Here is an 18,687-nt window from a genome sequence, read left to right as displayed (position 1 = left end):
CCGGGCCCGGACGGCCGGGGGAGCGGCGGCGTCCCCGGCAGCCCCGCGGACGTCTCCGGCGGCTGACCACGGCCCGCCGGGGCCGCGCCTCCGCGGCGCACCGGCGGCGGAGCCGGGGCGGGGATCCGGGAATCCGAGGGGTTCCGGGAAGCCGAGGACCCGCGGGGAGCCCAGGGCCTTCAAGAATTCCAAGACTCGAAGAATCGGACGAATGCTGGCAAGGTGGGGCCATGGCTGATCGGGGAGCTAGCGCCCTGTCACCCCCGGACGACTGGCCCGCCCACCCGGACCCGATCCTGGCGCTGAACCGCATGGGCAGCTTCGACTGGGACCTGGACACCGGTCTGTTCCACATGGACCCCCGGGCCCACGAGGTGTTCGACCTGCGTCCCGAGGAGTACGACGGCCGCCCCGAGAGCCTCGCGGCGCGCGTCCCCCGCGCGGAGGGCCACCGCCTGGACACCCTGATCGCCCAGGCCATGAAGGACGGCAGCGAGAACTACGGCGCCTACTTCCGCATCCGCCGCCGCGACGGCACCCTGCGGTGGACCCACACCCAGGGCTACATCCGGCGCGACGAGACCGGCCGCCCCCGCCGGATCATCGGCATCGTCCGCGACGCCACCCAGGAGCTCGGCGACATCGAGGCCCGCCGCGAGCAGGCCGCCCAGGACGAGGCCCGCCGCCGGCAGACCAACGTCGTCCAGATCACCACGGCCGCCCTCGCCCACGCCCGCACCGTGGACGACGTCATCGACGTCCTGAAGGACACCCACGGCCTCACCCGGCTGGGCGCCACCAGCCTCGTCATGGGCCTGGTCGAGGCCGACCGCATCCGGCTCGTCTCCGACGGCCCCGACGACAGATTCGCCCCCGGCACCCGCATCACCCGGATCGACGAGCCCTACCCGATGAGCGAGGTGGTACGGACCCTCAGCCCGCGCTTCATCGAGTCACCGGAGGAGTTCGCCGAGTGCTACCCGATCCTGTGGCCGCACCTGGCCGACCTGAGGATCACCTCGGCCGCCTATCTGCCGCTGATCGCCCAGGCCCGGCCGATCGGCGCGATGGGCCTGCTCTACAGCGACCGGTACGGCTTCTCGCCCGAGGACCGCAACGTGCTCGTGGCGCTCGGCAGCAGCATCGCGCAGAGCCTGCAGCGGGCCATGCTCTACGAACAGGAGATGGACCTCGCGCAGGGACTGCAGCAGGCCATGCTGCCGCGCACCATCCCGAGCGTGCCCGGCGCCGACATCGCCGTCCGCTACCGTGGGGCCACCATCGGCGGTTCCCTCGGCCGGGAGATCGGCGGCGACTGGTACGACCTGATCCCGCTGCCCGGCGGCCGCGTCGGCGCCGTCATCGGCGACGTCCAGGGCCACGACACGCACGCCGCCGCCGTCATGGGCCAGCTGCGCATCGTGCTGCGCGCCTACGCCGCCGAGGGCCACACCCCCGCGACCGTGATGGCCCGCGCCTCCGTCTTCCTCCACGAACTCGACACCGACCGCTTCGCGACCTGCCTGTACGCGGAGGCCGACCTGTCCACCGGAGTGGTCCAGATGGTCCGGGCCGGGCACGTCGACCCGCTGCTGCGGCACGCCGACGGCAGCTGCCACCGGGTCCCCGTCGAGGGCGGGCTGCCGCTCGGCCTGTCCGCCGAGTTCGGGCGGCTCGCCTATCCGGTCGGCACCCTGGAACTCGACCCCGGCAGCACCCTGCTGCTGTGCACCGACGGCCTGGTCGAACAGCCCGGCGCCGACCTCGACGACGGCATGTGCGCCCTGACCGCGCTGGTCGCCACCGGCCCCGACGACGTGCGGAACCTCGCCGACCGCCTCATCGACGTCGCCGAGGAGCGCGGCGTGGAAGACGACGTGGCGCTGCTCCTGCTGCGCCGCCGCGCCCTGGACACCCCTCGCTCCGGTGGCCGGGTCCGGCAGCACGTGGCGCCCGGCGACCCCGAGGCCCTCGCCGAGGCCCGCCGCATGATCCGCGCCGCCGTCGGCGCCTGGGGCGCCGGGGAGCTGGCCGACGAGATCGAGCTGGCCGCCGACGAGCTGGTCACCAACGTCCTGATGCACACCGAGGGCTCCGCGATCGTCACCCTCAGGCTCCTCACCGGCGCCGACCGGCGGCTGCGCGTCGAGGTCGAGGACTCCTCCAGCGCGCTGCCGCGCCCCCGGGAGGCGGGCGACTCCGGTGTCTCGGGGCGCGGCCTGCTCCTGGTGGAGCGGCTCGCCGACGCCTGGGGCGTGGAGGCGCGCGGCGGCGGCAAGGCCGTGTGGTGCGAGTTCGTGGTCCGGCACCGCGAGTGACCCCGTGGCCCCGCGGAGGTGCGCCGCATCCCCCGGGCCGGGGCGGTCCCGACCCGCGCAGGCCGCCCCGGGAGAGGTCCGGGACGGGCCGGCCGGGGCCGGGAACAGGCGGAACCGGCTCCGCGCACGGACGGGCGCGGAGCCTAGAACAGATGGATGGCGAGGTGCCCGAGCGGCAGTCCCAGCTGCCATGCCGGCGTCCACACCTTCGGCCCCTCGTCCTCGCCGGTCACCGCGGTGCCGCGCGGCACCGCGTCCAGGTCGGGGGCGAGCAGTTCGGTCTCCCGCAGCCAGCGCCAGGCCGCCTCCGCCAGCTCCAGGTCCGGCGCGGGCCGGCCGGAGGCCGCGGCGTCGGCGGCGGCCTCGGCCAGGCGTTCGCGCACCCACTCCTGCCACGGCTGGTCGTAGGCGGTCAGCGACAGCCAGGTCTCCAGCCGGGAGACGACCTGGACGCCGGACAGCTCGCCGTCGGTGTCGGAGAGGAAGACGGTCAGCGCCAGCGCGTCCCGCCCCGCGCGGAACTCGAAGGACGTGGGCGGCATCAGGTCGCCGGACCGCAGCAGTTCGTCGGCGATGTACTCGGCGTACAGCCACGCCATGGGGACGGTCAGTTCACCGCCGCCGGCGCCGTCCGTGCTCTCGTGACCTCTGTGCTGCATTCCTTCCTGCCTTCCTCCGGTGCGTGCGCGTCGCCCGCCCCGGGCCCCGGGTCCTGCGACAGGCCCCGTCCGGAACACGGATGAGGACAGCCGATTACCCGGCCGGGGTCCTCGGCAAGGCGCTTTACGGAGGTTTGACTCGGCCGTTGGTTTCACCGCAGGTCCGGGGCGTATCCGGGCAGCACCCGGCGCAGGGCGCGCAGCGCGTAGTACGCGCGGGACTTCACGGTACCGGGCGGGATTCCGAGCGCTGCCGCGGCTTCCGCCACACTCGCCCCCTGGAAGTACACGAGCACCAGGACTTCACGGTGTTCCGGAGTGAGTGTCTTCACAGCCTTCCGCACGTCGAGCGTGGCGACCGCCCGCTCGGCGTGGTCGGCGATCACCCGGGCGTTCTCCAGGACCGCGTCGCCGACCTCCGCGGGCCGGGCCCGCCGGGCCCGCCGCGCGTCGATCGCGAGCCGCCGGCCCACGGTGAGCAGCCAGGGCCGTACGGAGTCGAAGTCGTCGGCGCGCAGCGCCTCGGGGTGCTGCCAGGCGCGGACGAGGGTCTCCTGCACGAGGTCCTCGGCGCGCTGCCGGTCGCCGTCGCAGAGCCGCAGCAGCAGCGCGAAGAGCGGCCGGCCGTGCTCCCGCTGCAGTGCGGCGAGCTCGTGCTCGGCGATCGTCCCGCTCGTCCTGTTCGTCCCGCTGGTGAGGGTGGTTCCGGCCGTCATGGGCGTATGGCATCGCAGGGGGCCGCCGGGGGACAGAGCGCGCACACGGGTGTGCGACGGACGGTCGATCGCGTCGACGAACGGTTCGACGAACGGTCGGGGCGTGCCGGGCGTGTCCGCCGGACGGACCAAGGGGCGTGTCGGAGCCGGGCGGGGCCGCCGGTGACTCCTTACCTATCCCTGTGCCTTTTGTGTGCAAATATGATCGCAATGGGGTGAGCGGATGTTCACGCGCAGTCGACAGGTGGCCCTGGTCCTGACCGTCCTCCTCACCGCGGGCGCCGCCTGCCAGGCCCGCGACCACCGCCCGCCCGGCCGCCCGGCCCCGCCGGCCGCGCCGGCCGCGCGCCCCGGGAGCTTCACCCTGGTCGCCTCCGGTGACGTCCTGCCGCACCTCCCGGTCATCGAACGGGCGCGCTTCGACGCGGGCGGCACCGGCCACGACTTCCGCCCGATGCTCGCCGGCGCCGCGTCCGTCGTCTCCCGCGCTGATCTCGCGCTGTGCCACATGGAGACCGTGTACGGAGCGGACGGCGACTACGGCGGCTACCCCAGCTTCAAGTCCCCGCCCGAGGTGGCGGAGGGCCTGGCGGCCACCGGCTACGACGGCTGCTCCACGGCCTCCAACCACAGCCTCGACGACGGCGCCGAGGGCATCGGCCGCACCCTCGACGCCCTCGACCGGGCGGGCGTCCGGCACGCCGGGACGGCGCGCACCGAGGAGGAGGCGCGTGCCGTCACCCTCCTGCGCGCGGGCGCCGCCCAGGTCGCCCACCTCGCCTACACCTACGGCACGAACGGCCTGCCCCTGCCGCCGGGGCGGCCCTGGGCCGTCAACCTCATCGACGAGAACCGGATCCTCGCGGACGCCCGCGCCGCGCGCCGGGCGGGCGCCGACGTGGTCGTCGTCTCCCTGCACTGGGGCACCGAGTGGCGGGACGACCCCGACGAGCAGCAGCTGGCGCTGGCCCGCCGGCTCACCGCCGCGAACACCGGCGGCCGCCCCGACGTCGACCTGATCCTCGGCACCCACGCCCATGTGCCGCAGCCGTACGAGAAGGTCAACGGCACCTGGGTGATCTACGGGATGGGCGACCAGATCGCCGGCGAGATGACCAATCACCAGAAGGTCCCGGACCCGCGCGGCAACCAGTCCACGATCGGCCGCTTCACCTTCGCCCCGCCCGCCCGGGCGGGCGGCCGCTGGGAGGTGACCCGGGCCGAGTTCGTCCCGCAGCTGTTCGACGTCGACGCCGGCCGCGTGGTGAACCTCAACCGGGCGCTCGCCGAGGGCGCCGACGTGCGCGGCGTGCGCGACCGGATCCGGGACGTGGTGCTCAGCCGGGGCGCGGCGCGGGACGGGCTGGTGATGGGGGAGTGACCCCGGCCGGGGGCCGGCCGGTCCGCGTCGGCGTGGCCGAGGAGCTCCGGCGCCCCGCCGGGCGCCCGGAGGCGGGCCGTCACCTCCGCGCCCGCCGGATCGCCGCCGTTCGCCCGGCACCGTGCGCTCACCGGGCGAGGACGGCGGCACCGCCGGCGGGACGCGGCCGGCGGGAAGGCCGGGGGAGGGCCGGGAGGGGACCCGGCCCTCCCCGCGCGGGCCACGCGATCACGCCGCCGGTCCCCGGGCCCTCTCCCGCCTCGCCAGCACCGACCTCCGGTAGCCGTACGCGAAGTAGACCACCAGGCCGAGCGCGAACCACACCGCGAACCGGGCCCAGGTCTGCCACTGCAGGAACGTGATCAGCCAGATCGAGAAGACGACCCCCACCGCGGGCACGACCGGCATCCACGGCGTGCGGAAGGAGCGCGGCAGGTCGGGCTGCCGGTAACGCAGCACGATCACCGCCGCGCACACCACCACGAACGCCAGCAGGATGCCGATGTTGGTCAGCTCGGCCGCCTCGCCAATGGGCAGGAACCCGGCGATGGCGGCCGACGCGAACCCGACGATCCACGTCACCCGCGTCGGCACGTGCCGCGTCGGGTGCGTCCTGGCGAACCAGGCGGGCAGCAGGCCGTCCCGCGACATGGCGAACCAGACCCGGGTGACGCCCAGCATGAACGTGAACATCACCGTGAGGATGCCGATGATCGCGCCCACCGCGATCACGTTCGCCAGCCCGCTCAGCCCCACCGACTCGAACGCCGTGGAGAACCCGCTCTCCTTGTCGATCTCCGAGTAGTGCTGCATGCCGGTCAGCACCAGGCAGGCCGCCACGTACAGGACCATCGAGATCGCCAGCGAGTAGAGGATCGCCTTCGGCATGTGCCGCTGCGCGTCCTTCGACTCCTCGGCCGCCGTCGACATCGCGTCGTAGCCGAAGACCGCGAAGAACACCGTCGCCGCGCCGGTGAGTGCCCCGCCCACGCCGTACGGGAAGAACGGGTTGTAGTGGGCGGTGTCGATGTGGAAGACGCCGACCGCGATCACCAGCAGCACGACCAGGACCTTCAGCGCGACCACGGCCGTCTCGAACCGGGCCGCGTTCCTGATCCCCAGGGTCAGCAGGTAGGCGATGAGCAGGCACAGCAGCGCGGCGAACAGGTCGACCCGGTGCCCGGCGCCGGTACCGGGCGCGCCCAGCATCCAGGCCGGCAGGTCGGCGCCCAGCTCGCCGAGGAGGAAGCTGAAGTAGCCGGAGATGCCGATGGCGACCACCGCCACGATCGCCGTGTACTCCAGCAGCAGGTCCCAGCCGATGAACCAGCCCGCGAGCTCGCCGAGCACGGCGTAGCCGTACGTGTAGGCCGAGCCCGCCTTCGGGATGAGACCGGCGAACTCGGCGTACGACAGCGCGGCCGCGGCGCTCGCGACGCCCGCGACGAGGAAGGAGACGAGGACCGCGGGCCCCGCCGTCCCGTTGGCCACGGTCCCGGCCAGGGTGAAGATGCCCGCGCCGATGATGCCGCCGACGCCGATCGCGGTCAGCTGCCACAGGCCGAGGGAGCGCTCCAGCCGCGTGCCCTCGCCGACTTCCGTCTCCTCGATGTACTCGATCGGTTTGCGGCGGAGAATCCCCTCGCCCGCCCGGAGCCCGGCCATACGCCTCACCTCTTCGCGAACGGCAAACGGCTGATGGCAGGAACAGGATGACTCAGGGACACCGGTGACGGAAGACACCACGCACACGCCGGCGAAGGCCATGGCGGGAGAGCGTCCGTCCGGACCGGGGTCCGGTCACGGAACCACCGTCACCGGCCAGCGCCCCGCCTTCACCAGCCGGATCGCCACGGAGCCGACGATCCGGTGGCCGGCCTGTTCGGAGGCGCCCACGACCACGGCGTCCGCCTTCAGCTCGTCGGCCGCCCGCACCAGCCCGGTGTAGGGGTCGCCGCGGAACGTGTGGAACTCCCAGCGCACCTCGAAGAGCCCCTTCACCCGCTCGGCCGCCTCCCGGATCTGCGCCACCAGGTCCTCGGCGATCGCGTCCGTCGCCTCGGCCACCGGCGCCCCGAGCACCGCGCCCGCCGCCGACACCGGCTGCACGTAGACCACGGCGAGCAGCGCGCGCTGCCGCCGGGCCAGGCCGCCGGCGTAGGCCGCCGCGCGGAGCGAGGAGTCGGAGCCGTCCACCCCGACCACGATCACCTTCGGTCCGTCGGTGCCGCGTTCGAAACGAGGCACGTGCTGTTCCGTCACACCGGCGAGGCTATCGGAGCCCGGTGTTCCGGCCGCCGCGCGGGGCCGCCCGGCGGAACGCCACCGTGAGCGCCGGCCGGAAAGGGGCACTCGGGGAACGGACGGCGGCCCGCACCCCCGTGAGTGCCCGCCGTCACCGCGGCCTCGGTCCCGCCGGAGGGGACGGGGCCGAGGCCGCCGACCCCCCTTTCCGGCGCACCGGACTGACAGGGCGTCAGGTGCCGTCGCGGACCCGGACGAACTGGTCCGGGCGAGTGCATTCATGCCGCCACTCCGGTGCTGTGCGGGTGCGTCGGCCTTCCACCGGGCGACTGATGAGTCATGCAGAAACCTCAGTTGCTCACGCGGCGCCGGGTGTTGCTCGCCGGCGCCGCCGCCGTGGGGGCCGCCGGTACGGCCGGAGTGCTCGCGGCCGGCCTGGGGGAGGAGCCGGTACGGCCGACCACGCCGGCGGCGGGCCCCCGCGCGCGGCACGCGTTCGACCCCTCCGCCTACCGCCTCCAGCCCCTGACCGGCTACGGCCCGCCGGGCACCGAACCCCGCCGGCTCCTGGTGCGGCGCGAGCCGCTGCTGCGCGTGCCCGGACGCGGCCGCACCATGGTGCTGACCTTCGACGACGGCCCCGACCCCCGCTACACCCCGGACATCCTGGACACCCTGGCCAAGTACGACGTGCGCGCGATGTTCTTCGTGTGCGGCGAGAAGGCGGCCGACCACGGCGACCTGCTGGCCCGGATGGCCGACGAGGGACACGTCGTCGGCAACCACACCTGGTCCCATCCCCTGCTGACACGCCTGAGACGGCGGCAGATCCGCTCCGAGATGGAACGCACCTGCGACATCATCGAGGAGACCTACGGCGAACGGCCCCTGTGGTTCCGCGCGCCCTACGGCGCCTGGAACCGCGCGGCCTTCCAGCTCGGCGCGGAACTGGGCATGGAACCGCTCGCCTGGACCGTCGACACCCTCGACTGGACCACGCCCGGCATCCGCACCATCGTCGACCGGGTCCACGACGGCGCCGCCCCCGGCGTCGTGGTGCTCTCGCACGACGCCGGGGGCGACCGCTCCCAGAGCGTCCGGGCGCTGCGCGTCTATCTGCCGCACCTGCTGGACTCCGGCTACCACATCACCGCGCCCCGGTGGCACTTCGTGTGAAAAGGCCCGTGCCCGCCCGGCCGGGGAACGCTCAGCGGACCTCGACCAGGCGGGCGAACACGACGACATTCCCCTCGTAGCCGTTCTGCTTCGAAAAACCGCCGCCGCAGGTGATGACCCGCAGTTCGGGGGCGCCCTTCGAGCTGTAGACACGGTCGCCGGGGAAGTTGTTCTTCTCGAAGACCTCGATGCCGTAGATCTCGAAAACCGCCGTCTTTCCGTCCTTGCGGACGATCTCGACGCGGTTTCCCTGTTTCAGGGCCCCCAGTCCGTAGAACACGGCGGGGCCCTGCTTGTTGTCGACATGGCCGACGACGACGGAGGTCCCCTTTTCGCCGGGGGACACCGACCCGGTGAACCAGCCCGCCAGATTGGGGTCCTCCGGCGGCGGCGCGTCCACCCAGCCGGCGGCGTCCAGCCCGACCGGCATCATCGGCGCGTCGACCTGGATCGCGGGAATCCTCACCCGGTCGGGGAGGGAGTACGGCAGCGGCTGCAGGCCCTCGGGGACGCTGACACCGGACACGCGGCCGCCCGCCGACGACGCCGACGCCGGCTGGGGCGGGCCCACGTCGAACTCCCCCGAACCATTCCGAACGAGTGCCAGACCGGTCAGCAGAACAAGCGCTATCACGCCCCATGGAGCGCGCTTGCGAGGCCGCTCCTCCTCTTCGGCCAACTCGGACGCATACATTCGCCATCCCCTCTCGACACGGCCGTCGCCGTGTCGTTTCGCGCCTACGGAAAAGCTAGACGCCGGACATCCGGGCGGCGACGGGGCGGGTGCGAACGGGTGGCGTCCGAACCTTTTGGTGAGCCATCCGAGTTGCCGCGCGCAGGAATTTTCCAACGGTCGGTGACCTGCGGCGATATCCACACGTGCCGACTTCCCCGGGTGTGTCCTCTCACCAGGACGGACCATTCCCGAAATGCGGCCCCGCGCACGGCAACTGAGGGTCTTGCTGGGAGACGCTTTCTCGCCGATCGACCGGGGACGGGTCCCGGGGCGTCTTCCGCGGAGGATCACATGCGCAGCACTCGTGCCCTGGCAGCCGCCGGCGCCGCGGTCGCCGTCCTCGGACTCGCCGCCCCCACGGCCGCCGCGTGGGACAGCCCCAGCAACATCGTCGCCCTCCCCAGCGTCATCGCCCGCGGCGGCCAGCTGACCGTCACCGTCGACGGCTGCCGCAACGGCGGCACCGCGACCTCCAACGCCTTCCCGGCGACGAGGCTCACGCCCCTCCACGGTGCCAGCGAGACGGCGAGGGGCACCGCCACGATCAACGCCAACGCCCGCCCGGGGGCGTACGACATCACCGTCACCTGCGACGGCAGGACCCTGACCCGCCCGGCCGCCTTCACCGTCCTCGGCGGGGTCCGCGGCGGGGTCGGCGGCGGCACCGTCAGCGGAGCGACCCCGGCCGACATCGCCATCGGCGGCGGGCTCGTGGCCGCGGCCGTCGCCGGCGGTGGCCTGTTCTGGATGCGCCGCCGGGCCGAGAGGCAGGTCTGACCCCGGCCCTCCTCGGAGTTCGGCGACCGCGCGTCACCGGGCCTTCGCACCGGATTCCGCGACCGGGGCGAGGGCCCGCGCGCGTCGGCGGCGCGTGCCGCCGGACGCCGTCCTCGCCGGGCGCACGGCGCGACAGGCGGTACGCCGTGCCGAGCGAACCCAGGACGAGGAGGAGGCCGGGACCGGTCTCCCGCGGGCCGGGACCGGCGACGGCGCCGCCACCGGCGTGCGCGCCCTTGTCGCGCGGCGGGACGGGGCGGCCCTCCAGGGCCGCGTGGTGCGTGGATTCCTCGTGCGGGACACGCGCGCGCCGGCGCGATCGGGGTCACACGGACGGGGCGACCGCGTGGGCCGCTCGGGGGCGCCGTTCCCCCCCCCGGCCGGACGGCGCCGCTCCCGCGACCGGGGGACGCCGCCCGGCGGGCGCCCTCCCGGCCCCGGCCGGCCGCCGGTTCCTCACCCGCGGCCGTCAGCCCCGCACATGCGGGAACAGGTGCCGGAACGGCTCCACCGAGGCCGCGATGCCGCGGCTGTAGGGCGCGTCGAAGTCCCAGATCAGGAAGAGCAGGAAGGCGATCAGCGCGGAGAACAGCCCGGCCAGGACCAGTTCCCGCGCCGTACGCCGGATCTGCAGCGCGAACACCATCCCGACGGTCACCACGGCCCCGGTGACCAGGCCGAACCACACCACGCCCGGCATGGTCGCCCCGGTCGACTCCGCCCGCGCGCCGCGCGCCTGGTCGGCCGCGGTCACCTGGTCGAGGAGCGGCTGGTAGGCCTGGGCCTGGAAGTCCGTCCTCGGCTCGTAGTCGGTCACGTCCGCGCGGACGCGGTCGAGGAGTTCGGTGCCGCGCTCGGTGACCCGGCCGTGCTCGGCCATGGTCCTCCACTCGGTGGTGACGACGTGTTCGACGTAGGCGTCGACATCGTCCCGGACGCGGTCACGGACCTCGGGCGGGTAGACCCGGACCCGCTCCGAGATCTCGTGCAGCGCGGCGGCCTCGGCCCGGACGTGCTCCTGGGCGGCGCTGCGCGCCTCCCAGACACCGGCGATGGCCAGGCCCAGGACGATGGCGTACACCACACCGATCCACATCGTCATGTACTCGATGACGTCCGGGGTCTCGGACGGGTCCTCGTCGTCCGACGCCGTGCGGTGCCGTACCAGGGTGATGACGACCACCACGGCACAGGCGGCCAGCATCGCGAGGGTCAGAACAAGCCATTCCGGCAAGGGAAGCCTCCAGAGATCAGCGCGGGCGCAGCGCGGCGACGGCGATCACCGCGGGTGCCGTGATGAGCAGGACGAAGACGAGCGGCGACGGTGCGCCGCGCGCGGTCCGCCGGTGCGGCTGGGCGCGGTGGCGCGGATAGCGCACCGGGGACAGGGAGGGGCTCGGCGCGGGCGTCGCCGACGGTGCGGGTACGGGTGCGGGGGCCGGTGCGGGTGTGGGCGTGGGGCTGGGGCTGGGGCTGGGGACCGGCCGGGGCGGCGGCGCCGCCGGCCGGGGCGCGGGCGGCACCGGAACCGGGGGTTTCGGCCTTGCCGTGGGGCGCGGTTCCGGGGACGGCGGTGTGGGGGCGGGCGTGGGCGACGGCGGGGGCTTCGGGGGAGGGGGCTTCGGCGTGGGGACGGGCGGTGGAGGCGGTGCGGGGGCGGGCGGTGGAGGCGGTGTGGGCGTCGGGGGCGGTGGAGGCGGTGGAGGCGGTGGAGGCGGTGCGGGCGTCGGGGGCGGTGCGGGCGGTGTGGGCGTCGGGCACCGCGGGGGCGCGGGCCAGGGAAGACCCCCGGCGACCGCCACCGCCGTGGTGCCGCCCGGGCCGGTCGACGCGTACGCGCAGGCGTCGGCCACCGCCACGCCGGCCGGTGCGCCGGCGAGCGCCCAGGAGAGCGCCGTCAGGGCCAACACCCGCCCCGCGAAAGCGGATCGGGTCGGTTCGGGTGCATGCACGGCGGAGATCATGCGGCCTGGTGCACCCCGACACGCCCGAGTACGGGGCGGTTGCCCCGAAAGAGGGACGGCCGCCCGCGCACCCGTGCGAATACCGTCCGGCGGATCGCCGCCGACCCGCCGGACGGCGCGGGGCCGGAGGGGAAAGCGCGCGGCGGTCGAACACGACCGGCGCCCCCGTGCGTACCCGGTGTCGTGCGGTGGCGCAGCAGGACGCCGCGACACCCTTGCGATATCGGGGAGTCGACGATGAAGCCCTCCTGGCGGAGCGTCTCGCTCGCGGCGAGCGCCGCGGCGTCGCGCCGGCGCTGACGACGGCGTGCGGTCAGGACAGTCCGCCGACGGCGAGCCGGAACGTGGGCGCCACGGCCGGCGAGGGCGCCGACGGGACACTGCTCGGCGAGGTCGCCCGGCCCGGCGGCACCAGGCGGCGGACCATCGGCGGCCGGCCCACCGCTACGCCGAGGACGCCGAGGCCGGGGACGTCGAAGGCCGGGGCGTGGGCGGCAAGTGGTACGCGCTCGCCCCGACGGCGAGAAGGCGCAGGCGGACGACCCGCCCGGACTGTCCACCCGCGAGGACCCCGAGCTCGGCGCGATCGTCGTCGGCCGGAACGGCATGACGGTCCACCGCTTCCTGCAGGACGAGGCGTGGCCGGAACCGGTCCCCGCGTGCGCCGGCGCCTGCCCGGAGAAGTGGCCGACCGTGGCGCCCGCCGGGACCGACGACACCGAGGGCGTCGAGAAGATCTCCCCGGCGTGCGCGACACGGCGCGCGCGACCGATGGGCCGCCCCTCTCCGCCCCCCGCACGGAGGGGGGCGGCCCGCGTCGCCCATGGCACATGCCGCAGGCAGTGACCGGGAACGGATGGTCAATTTCCGTTTCTGCTCGCTCCTTTGGCGGGCGATCAGTAGCCTCGGCTCGAACACCGGATCGCCTACGTTGTGGAGAGTTGGATGGAGCGTCCCGCCTGGGCCCCACGGAACATCGACATCTCGGTGCCGAGCGTGTCCCGGATCTACGACTACTACCTGGGCGGTTCGCACAACTTCGAGGTCGACCGGGAAGCGGCCCGCAAGGCCATGGAGTTCATGCCGGGACTTCCCAAGGTCATGCAGGCGAACCGGGCGTTCATGCGCCGCGCGGTGCGCTTCGCGGCCGGTGAGGGCATCACCCAGTTCCTGGACATCGGCTCCGGCATCCCGACCTTCGGCAACGTCCACGAGGTCGCCCGGGCGGCCAGCCCCGGGGCGCGCGTGGTGTACGTCGACCACGACCCGGTGGCCGTCGCCCACAGCCGGGCGGTCCTGGAGGGCGACGACCACGCGGACGTCGTGGCCGCGGACCTCCGCAAGCCCCACGAGATCCTGGGCAGCCCGGAGGTCCGGCGGCTGATCGACCTGAATCGGCCAGTGGCGCTGCTGCTCGTTGCCATACTGCACTTCGTGGAAGACGCGGACGACCCGTACGGGGCGGTGGCGGAGCTGAGCGGCGCGCTCGCGCCCGGCAGCCTGCTGGTGCTCACGCACGCCTCGTACGAGGGGATCCCGGTGCCGCCCGAACGGGCGGGGGGTGTGGTGGATGTGTACCAGGACATCCGCAATCCGCTGATCATGCGCTCGCGCGAGGAGATCGCGCGGTTCTTCGAGGGGTACGACATGGTGGAACCCGGGCTGGTACCGATGCCGCGCTGGCGGCCCGAGACGACGCCCGAGGACGAGGACCCGTGGGCGTTCTCCGGTCTCGCGGGCGTGGGGCGTTCGGCGTGATCGCGGAGCCGGACGGGCCGGAGGACAGACTGCGCCGGTTCGCGACGATCTGGAGCCGGGCGGTGTTCCCCGTGACCTCCACGTCGTCGACCCGGTCCGAGTTCGAGGAGCAACTGCTGCCGCTGGCACGGCGGCTGAGCGAGGCGCTGCGGGCCCGCGCCTTCGACGCCGGAGCGGGCCGGGCGGTCGGCGCCGCCCTCGTGGACACGCACTGCACCGATCCGGAGGCGCTCAGCCGGACGCTGGACTGCGTCGACGCCTACCTGGTGCTCTACTGCGGCGGCGACGGCGACCGCGAGGACCTGCGGTCGCGTTCGGCGCGGCTGCAGCACGCCGTGGCCGCCGGGTTCGCCGAGGCGCTGCGCGAGCGGACCCTGGCCGAGCAGGAGGCCATCGCGCAGGCCGCCCTGAAGGCGCAGGGCGTGGTGGCGCAGGCGCTGCACGCGAGCGAGGCCCGCTTCCGCGCGGTCTTCGAGGGCGCGGCCATAGGCATCGGCATCGCCGCCCTGGACGGCACCATCCTGCAGGTCAACGGGGCGATGCTGCGCATGTTCGGCCTGTCCGAGCACACGCTGCGCAGCCGCAACGTCCGGGACTGGACCCACCCCGACGACGCCCCGCACACCTGGAAGCTCTACGACGAGCTGGTCCGCGGCGAACGCGAGCACTACCACGTGGAGAAGGCCTTCTACCGGCCCGACGGAACGGTCCTGTGGACCAATCTGACGGTCTCCCTGCTGCGCGACACCGACGGCGAACCCCAGTACCAGCTGGCCCTGATGGAGGACACCACCGAGCGGCGGCTGCTCAACCTGCGGCTGCGCTACGAGGCCACGCACGACGCCCTCACCGGCCTGCCCAACCGCAGCTTCTTCTTCGAGCGCCTGGAGAAGGCGCTGAACGCCGGCGAGGGCCAGCGCTTCGGCCTGTGCTACCTCGACCTCGACGGCTTCAAGACGATCAACGACAGCCTCGGCCACGCGGCCGGCGACCGGCTGCTCGTCGAGGTCGCCGACCGGCTGCAGTCCTGCGCGACCGCGCCCGGCGAGATGGTGGCCCGGCTCGGCGGCGACGAGTTCGTGGCGCTGACCACCGGCCCCGACACCCGGCGCAAGGTCGACGAGCTCGCCGGGCGGATCATGAACGCGCTGCTCGCCCCGGTCAGCGTCGACGGCCGGGAACTGACCGTGCGCGGCTCCATCGGCGTCGTCGAGGGGCCGGCGGGGGAGCGCAGCCCGGCGGAGGTGCTGCGCAGCGCCGACATCACCATGTACCGGGCCAAGTCGGCGGGCGGCAACCGGTACGAGTTCGCCGACCCGGAGGCCGACGCCCGCGTCATCACCCGGCACGGGCTGACCACCGCGCTGCCGACGGCGCTGGAGCGCGGCGAGTTCTTCATCGAGTACCAGCCGCTGGTCCACCTCGGCGACGGCAGTGTCCGCGGCGCCGAGGCCCTGGTGCGCTGGCTGCACCCGCAGCACGGCGTCCTCGGCCCGGACCGGTTCATCCCGCTCGCCGAGCACACCGGCCTGATCGTGCCGCTCGGCCGCTGGGTGCTGGAGCAGTCGGTGCGGCAGGCCCGCGAGTGGCGGGAGCGCAACGGCGGGGACGCGGCGGGCCCGCTGCGCATCAACGTCAACCTCTCGCCCTGCCAGCTGACCCACCCCGGTCTGGTCCAGGACACCGTCGAGATCCTGGAGCGCGCGGGCGTCACCCCCGACGCGCTGTGCCTGGAGGTCACGGAGTCGGCGCTGATCGGCGCGGACGACGACCTGCTGAAGCCGCTGCGCCGGCTGGCGGAGATGGGGGTCGACATCGCCCTGGACGACTTCGGCACCGGCTACTCGAACCTGGCCAACCTGCGCCGCCTGCCGGTGAGCGTCCTCAAGCTGGACCGCTCCTTCACACGGGGGATGCAGCAGTTCCCCGCCGACCCCGTCGACCTCAAGATCGTCGAGGGGATCGTCTCCCTCGCCCACAGCCTCGACCTCGCGGTCACCGTGGAGGGCGTGGAGACCGGCGCCCAGGCGGAGCAACTGCGCATACTGGGCTGTGACACGGCCCAGGGCTGGTACTACGCCCGCCCGGGCCCCCCGGAGCGGCTGCACGAACTGGCGCTGGTGGACGCCACGGGCTGAGAGGCCGCCGCGGCGGCCCCGGCCCCGGTCAGCCGGTCACGCCCCGGGCGGGGGAGCGGCGCGCGAAGGACAGCACGGCGAGCAGGGTGGTGGGCTGCCGCGTGGACAGGTACAGGTACGGCTCGGCGCGGTCCGGGTCGTCGATCTCGCTGCGCAGCGCCGTCGGCACGTAGGCCCGCAGCAGCATCAGCGCGCGGACGTCGGCCCGCCGGGTCCGCCACGGAAACGCCTCCTCGGCGTCCAGGATCTCGGTCATGCCGAGGGAGGTCAGGGGCAGCCGTACCGAGCCCGCGACGAGGTGCCCGCCGGTGACCACGACGCGGGCGCCGCCGTAGCGGTGGATCCTCAGGGCCGCGAGGGCCGCCGCCGCCGCTCCGGCGCCGGCGGAGGCCGCGGCACCGACGGGCGCCAGGACGGCGGCGGTCATCACGCCCGGCAGCACGGCGCACCAGAGCCACGTCCTCGGTACGCGGAAACGTTTCTCGTACAGACGCATGGGCCCAACCCTGTCAGTCGCCGCGGGCGGGGCGCGCACCGCCCACCCGCTCACGCCTGTGACGACGGGTCAGGAAGGTGCCCCCGCCACGGCCGTGGCGACGCGCACGAGGGCCGCGGTCGCCGTCGAACGGGACTGCTGCGGCCACGCCACGGCCAGCACGGACGGCGGCGCGTCGGTGACCGGGCGGTAGACGACGCCCGGCCGCGGATAGCGCTCGGCGACCGAGGCGGGCAGCAGGGTGACGGCGTCCCCGAGCGCGACCGTGGCCAGCAGCTGGGCCAGGTCGTGCAGGCCGCGCCGGACGTCGTCGATGTGCCGGTCGATGCCGTCGGGGCGCAGTCCGAGCGCGGCGAGGTCCAGGCGGTCGCGGGCGGCGAGCGGGTGGCCGGCGGCGAGGACGGCGACGCGCGGTTCGACGGCCAGGGTCTCGGTGTCCAGGCCGGCGCGGTCGAACGGCTCGTGGACCAGGGCGACGTCGGCCTCGCCGCGCCGCAGCAGGCGGGGCTGTTCCTGCCAGCCGCACAGCCGGACGGTGACCGGCACGGAGCCGGGCTCGGCGGCGTACCGGGCCAGCAGCGGCTCCAGCAGCCCCGCGTCCCCGTCGGCCTTGACGGCGAGGACGAGTCCGGGGCCGTCCGCCGCGCGCCGGGCCCGGCGTCCGGCGGCGTCCAGGGCGTCCAGCGCCGTCCGGGCCTCGGCGAGCAGCACCTCCCCGGCGGGGGTCCGTGCCACGCTGTGGGTGGTGCGCTCGAAGAGGGTGACGCCCAGTTCGGCCTCCAGGCGGCGGATGGCCCGGGACAGGGGTGGCGGGGAAATGCCCAGGCGCTCGGCGGCGCGGGCGAAGTTCAGCTCCTCGGCGACCGCGACGAAGTAGCGCAGCGAACGGGACTCCATGACCGCTCTCCCTCCGGTATTGCCCTGAGGGTAACAACCGGGAGTTGATCGGTCCTTCCGTCCGGTCCGGGTCCGGAACAGGATGAGGGCGCGTCCGGCGCCGGCGCGGTTCTCGCTCTCCTTTCACCACCTGGAGTTCTCCGTGATCGTCATCACCACTCCGACCGGACAGATCGGCCGTGAGGTCCTCGACCGGCTGCTGGACGCCCGCGACGGCGCCGTGCCGCTGCGGGTGATCGCCCGCGACCCCGGCCGCCTCTCGTCGCGGGCACGCGAGGCGGCCGACGTGGTCCGCGGTTCGCACGCCGACCCCGCGGTGCTCCGCGCGGCCTGCGCGGGCGCCGACCGCGTCTTCTGGCTCGTGCCGCCCTCCCCGCACGCCGCGAGCGCCGAGGAGCACTTCCGCGCCTTCTCGCTGCCGCTGTGCGAGGTGATCCGGGAGCAGGGCGTCGAGCGGGTCGTCGCCGTCTCCACCCTGGGACGGGGGATCGCCGGGAACGCCGGTCTGGTCTCCGCCTCCCTCGCCATGGACGAGCGGATCGCGGCCACGGGCGTGCACTACCGGGCGGTGTGCCCGCCGTTCCTGATGGAGAACCTGCTCGGCCAGGCGGCGGCCCTGCGCGCCGGCGAGTTGTTCATGGCCTACCCCGCGGACCGGGTGCTGCGGACCTGCGCCACCGGTGACGTCGCCGCCACGGCGGCCCGGCTGCTCCTCGACGACACCTGGACGGGGCGGGGCGACGTGCCGACGGTCGGACCGGACGACCTCACCCCCGAGGGCATGGCGGCCGTCGTGTCCGACGTACTGGACCGGACGGTACGGGTGCGGGAGACCACGCCCGAGCAGTACGAGGCGTCGGCCCTGCGGGCCGGGGCGAGCGAGGGCTGGGCCCGGGCGCTGGCCGACATGGCGCGGGCCCTGCGGGACCAGGGCTTCTACGGGGCGGACGCCCCCACCACGCCGGAGACCGCGCCGACGGGCTTTGGCGAGTGGTGCGAGAAGGTGCTCCGGCCGGCGGTCCTCGGCTGAGGCCGGGCGGGGGCCGCCGGGAGCGGGTCGCTGCTCCGCGGCCCGGACGGCGGCCCCCGCCGCGGCGAGGTCCGGATCGACGGCGACCTCCGTCCGCGTCCACCGTCCGCGGTCGCTGATCGCCGCGCCGATCAGCGCCAGTTCCGCGGCGCCGTCGCGCAGGGCGCGCTCCCGGGCCGTCTCCGCGACGGGCGCGGCGGTCTCCTCACGCTCCCAGGCGGCCACCGCGGCCTCGGCCGGCGCCCGGGGCAGCCGGACGGCGAGCCGTCCGGCCTGCGCCGCGACGACCGCGCCGATCTGCGCCAACACCCTCGTGTCGTCCCCGTACCTCGCGTACTGCTCGTCGCTCACGGAACGAGCGCCGGCGATCCGGTGCGGCGCCGCACCTGATCGCCGG

Annotated in this window: 17 protein-coding genes; 8 read left to right on the top strand and 9 right to left on the bottom strand. The window is 74.5% G+C overall.

Annotated elements, in window-relative coordinates; genetic code table 11:
• Window positions 1-230 precede the first annotated feature (230 nt).
• Window positions 231-2,318 (top strand): SpoIIE family protein phosphatase, encoded by a 2,088-nt coding sequence (locus ABD363_RS29520; RefSeq protein WP_344609065.1) that lies wholly within the window; start codon window positions 231-233, stop codon window positions 2,316-2,318.
• Window positions 2,319-2,461: 143 nt separating this feature from the next.
• Here the strand turns inward: ABD363_RS29520 and ABD363_RS29515 are convergent, their stop codons facing one another.
• The gene (locus ABD363_RS29515; protein ID WP_344609063.1) at window positions 2,462-2,977 is read right to left on the bottom strand and encodes a hypothetical protein; all 516 of its coding nucleotides are present in this window, start codon (window positions 2,975-2,977) and stop codon (window positions 2,462-2,464) included.
• Between the two features lie 152 nt (window positions 2,978-3,129).
• Entirely contained in the window at window positions 3,130-3,693 is a 564-nt protein-coding gene (locus ABD363_RS29510) for a sigma-70 family RNA polymerase sigma factor (protein ID WP_344609061.1), read from the bottom strand.
• A 223-nt stretch (window positions 3,694-3,916) separates the two neighbouring features.
• Between ABD363_RS29510 and ABD363_RS29505 the strand changes: the two genes are divergently transcribed.
• A complete protein-coding gene (locus ABD363_RS29505; RefSeq protein ID WP_344609059.1) occupies window positions 3,917-5,074 on the top strand; it encodes a CapA family protein in 1,158 nt (385 codons plus the stop codon).
• Between the two features lie 228 nt (window positions 5,075-5,302).
• On the opposite strand, the gene ABD363_RS29500 is transcribed toward ABD363_RS29505, so the two are convergent.
• Window positions 5,303-6,739 carry an amino acid permease gene (locus ABD363_RS29500; protein ID WP_344609057.1) on the bottom strand — a complete coding sequence of 479 codons (1,437 nt, stop codon included), beginning with the start codon at window positions 6,737-6,739 and terminating at the stop codon, window positions 5,303-5,305.
• 135 nt (window positions 6,740-6,874) lie between these two features.
• A complete protein-coding gene (locus ABD363_RS29495) occupies window positions 6,875-7,336 on the bottom strand; it encodes a universal stress protein (RefSeq protein ID WP_344609055.1) in 462 nt (153 codons plus the stop codon).
• A 321-nt stretch (window positions 7,337-7,657) separates the two neighbouring features.
• Here ABD363_RS29495 and ABD363_RS29490 point away from each other — a divergent pair, with 321 nt between their 5' ends.
• Window positions 7,658-8,494 carry a polysaccharide deacetylase family protein gene (locus ABD363_RS29490; protein ID WP_344609053.1) on the top strand — a complete coding sequence of 279 codons (837 nt, stop codon included), beginning with the start codon at window positions 7,658-7,660 and terminating at the stop codon, window positions 8,492-8,494.
• A gap of 31 nt (window positions 8,495-8,525) precedes the next feature.
• Here ABD363_RS29490 and ABD363_RS29485 read toward each other — a convergent pair whose 3' ends face one another.
• On the bottom strand, window positions 8,526-9,188 hold the full coding sequence (locus tag ABD363_RS29485; protein WP_344609051.1) for a class F sortase: 663 nt from the start codon (window positions 9,186-9,188) through the stop codon (window positions 8,526-8,528).
• Between the two features lie 333 nt (window positions 9,189-9,521).
• On the opposite strand from ABD363_RS29485, the gene ABD363_RS29480 reads away from it, so the two are divergent.
• A complete protein-coding gene (locus ABD363_RS29480; protein ID WP_344609049.1) occupies window positions 9,522-10,007 on the top strand; it encodes a hypothetical protein in 486 nt (161 codons plus the stop codon).
• A gap of 469 nt (window positions 10,008-10,476) precedes the next feature.
• Here ABD363_RS29480 and ABD363_RS29475 read toward each other — a convergent pair whose 3' ends face one another.
• On the bottom strand, window positions 10,477-11,241 hold the full coding sequence (locus ABD363_RS29475; protein WP_344609047.1) for a bestrophin-like domain: 765 nt from the start codon (window positions 11,239-11,241) through the stop codon (window positions 10,477-10,479).
• Window positions 11,242-11,257: 16 nt separating this feature from the next.
• Entirely contained in the window at window positions 11,258-11,386 is a 129-nt protein-coding gene (locus ABD363_RS29470; RefSeq protein WP_344609045.1) for a hypothetical protein, read from the bottom strand.
• A 1,083-nt stretch (window positions 11,387-12,469) separates the two neighbouring features.
• On the opposite strand from ABD363_RS29470, the gene ABD363_RS32720 reads away from it, so the two are divergent.
• The 3 genes from ABD363_RS32720 to ABD363_RS29455 all read left to right on the top strand — a co-directional run bounded on the left by ABD363_RS32720 (window position 12,470) and on the right by ABD363_RS29455 (window position 15,867).
• On the top strand, window positions 12,470-12,817 hold the full coding sequence (locus tag ABD363_RS32720; protein WP_425578038.1) for a hypothetical protein: 348 nt from the start codon (window positions 12,470-12,472) through the stop codon (window positions 12,815-12,817).
• 99 nt (window positions 12,818-12,916) lie between these two features.
• Window positions 12,917-13,729, top strand: a complete 813-nt coding sequence (locus ABD363_RS29460) for an SAM-dependent methyltransferase (protein WP_344609043.1) — start codon at window positions 12,917-12,919, stop codon at window positions 13,727-13,729.
• Entirely contained in the window at window positions 13,726-15,867 is a 2,142-nt protein-coding gene (locus ABD363_RS29455; protein ID WP_344609041.1) for a putative bifunctional diguanylate cyclase/phosphodiesterase, read from the top strand. Before ABD363_RS29460 ends, ABD363_RS29455 begins: the two co-directional genes overlap by 4 nt.
• A gap of 28 nt (window positions 15,868-15,895) precedes the next feature.
• Here the strand turns inward: ABD363_RS29455 and ABD363_RS29450 are convergent, their stop codons facing one another.
• Together ABD363_RS29450 and ABD363_RS29445 are read right to left on the bottom strand one after the other, a co-directional pair.
• Window positions 15,896-16,363 carry a DUF3093 family protein gene (locus ABD363_RS29450; RefSeq protein WP_344609039.1) on the bottom strand — a complete coding sequence of 156 codons (468 nt, stop codon included), beginning with the start codon at window positions 16,361-16,363 and terminating at the stop codon, window positions 15,896-15,898.
• A gap of 69 nt (window positions 16,364-16,432) precedes the next feature.
• Window positions 16,433-17,260, bottom strand: a complete 828-nt coding sequence (locus ABD363_RS29445; RefSeq protein WP_344609037.1) for a LysR family transcriptional regulator — start codon at window positions 17,258-17,260, stop codon at window positions 16,433-16,435.
• Window positions 17,261-17,402: 142 nt separating this feature from the next.
• Between ABD363_RS29445 and ABD363_RS29440 the strand changes: the two genes are divergently transcribed.
• Entirely contained in the window at window positions 17,403-18,290 is an 888-nt protein-coding gene (locus tag ABD363_RS29440) for an NAD(P)H-binding protein (protein ID WP_344609085.1), read from the top strand.
• Window positions 18,291-18,687 lie beyond the last annotated feature (397 nt).

Source organism: Streptomyces glaucus (assembly GCF_039533365.1).
Taxonomy (GTDB): Bacteria; Actinomycetota; Actinomycetes; order Streptomycetales; family Streptomycetaceae; genus Streptomyces; species Streptomyces glaucus.
This window is presented reverse-complemented; position numbering and strand designations above follow the sequence as displayed.

Coding starts and splice junctions, on each gene's coding strand:
- ABD363_RS29505 (WP_344609059.1), top strand. CDS start 3,917: ATGTTCACGCGCAGTCGACAGGTGGCCCTGGTCCTGACCGTCCTCCTC.
- ABD363_RS29445 (WP_344609037.1), bottom strand. CDS start 17,260: ATGGAGTCCCGTTCGCTGCGCTACTTCGTCGCGGTCGCCGAGGAGCTG.
- ABD363_RS29510 (WP_344609061.1), bottom strand. CDS start 3,693: ATGACGGCCGGAACCACCCTCACCAGCGGGACGAACAGGACGAGCGGG.
- ABD363_RS29520 (WP_344609065.1), top strand. CDS start 231: ATGGCTGATCGGGGAGCTAGCGCCCTGTCACCCCCGGACGACTGGCCC.
- ABD363_RS29515 (WP_344609063.1), bottom strand. CDS start 2,977: ATGCAGCACAGAGGTCACGAGAGCACGGACGGCGCCGGCGGCGGTGAA.
- ABD363_RS29490 (WP_344609053.1), top strand. CDS start 7,658: ATGCAGAAACCTCAGTTGCTCACGCGGCGCCGGGTGTTGCTCGCCGGC.
- ABD363_RS29480 (WP_344609049.1), top strand. CDS start 9,522: ATGCGCAGCACTCGTGCCCTGGCAGCCGCCGGCGCCGCGGTCGCCGTC.
- ABD363_RS29450 (WP_344609039.1), bottom strand. CDS start 16,363: ATGCGTCTGTACGAGAAACGTTTCCGCGTACCGAGGACGTGGCTCTGG.
- ABD363_RS29485 (WP_344609051.1), bottom strand. CDS start 9,188: ATGTATGCGTCCGAGTTGGCCGAAGAGGAGGAGCGGCCTCGCAAGCGC.
- ABD363_RS29460 (WP_344609043.1), top strand. CDS start 12,917: ATGGAGCGTCCCGCCTGGGCCCCACGGAACATCGACATCTCGGTGCCG.
- ABD363_RS29500 (WP_344609057.1), bottom strand. CDS start 6,739: ATGGCCGGGCTCCGGGCGGGCGAGGGGATTCTCCGCCGCAAACCGATC.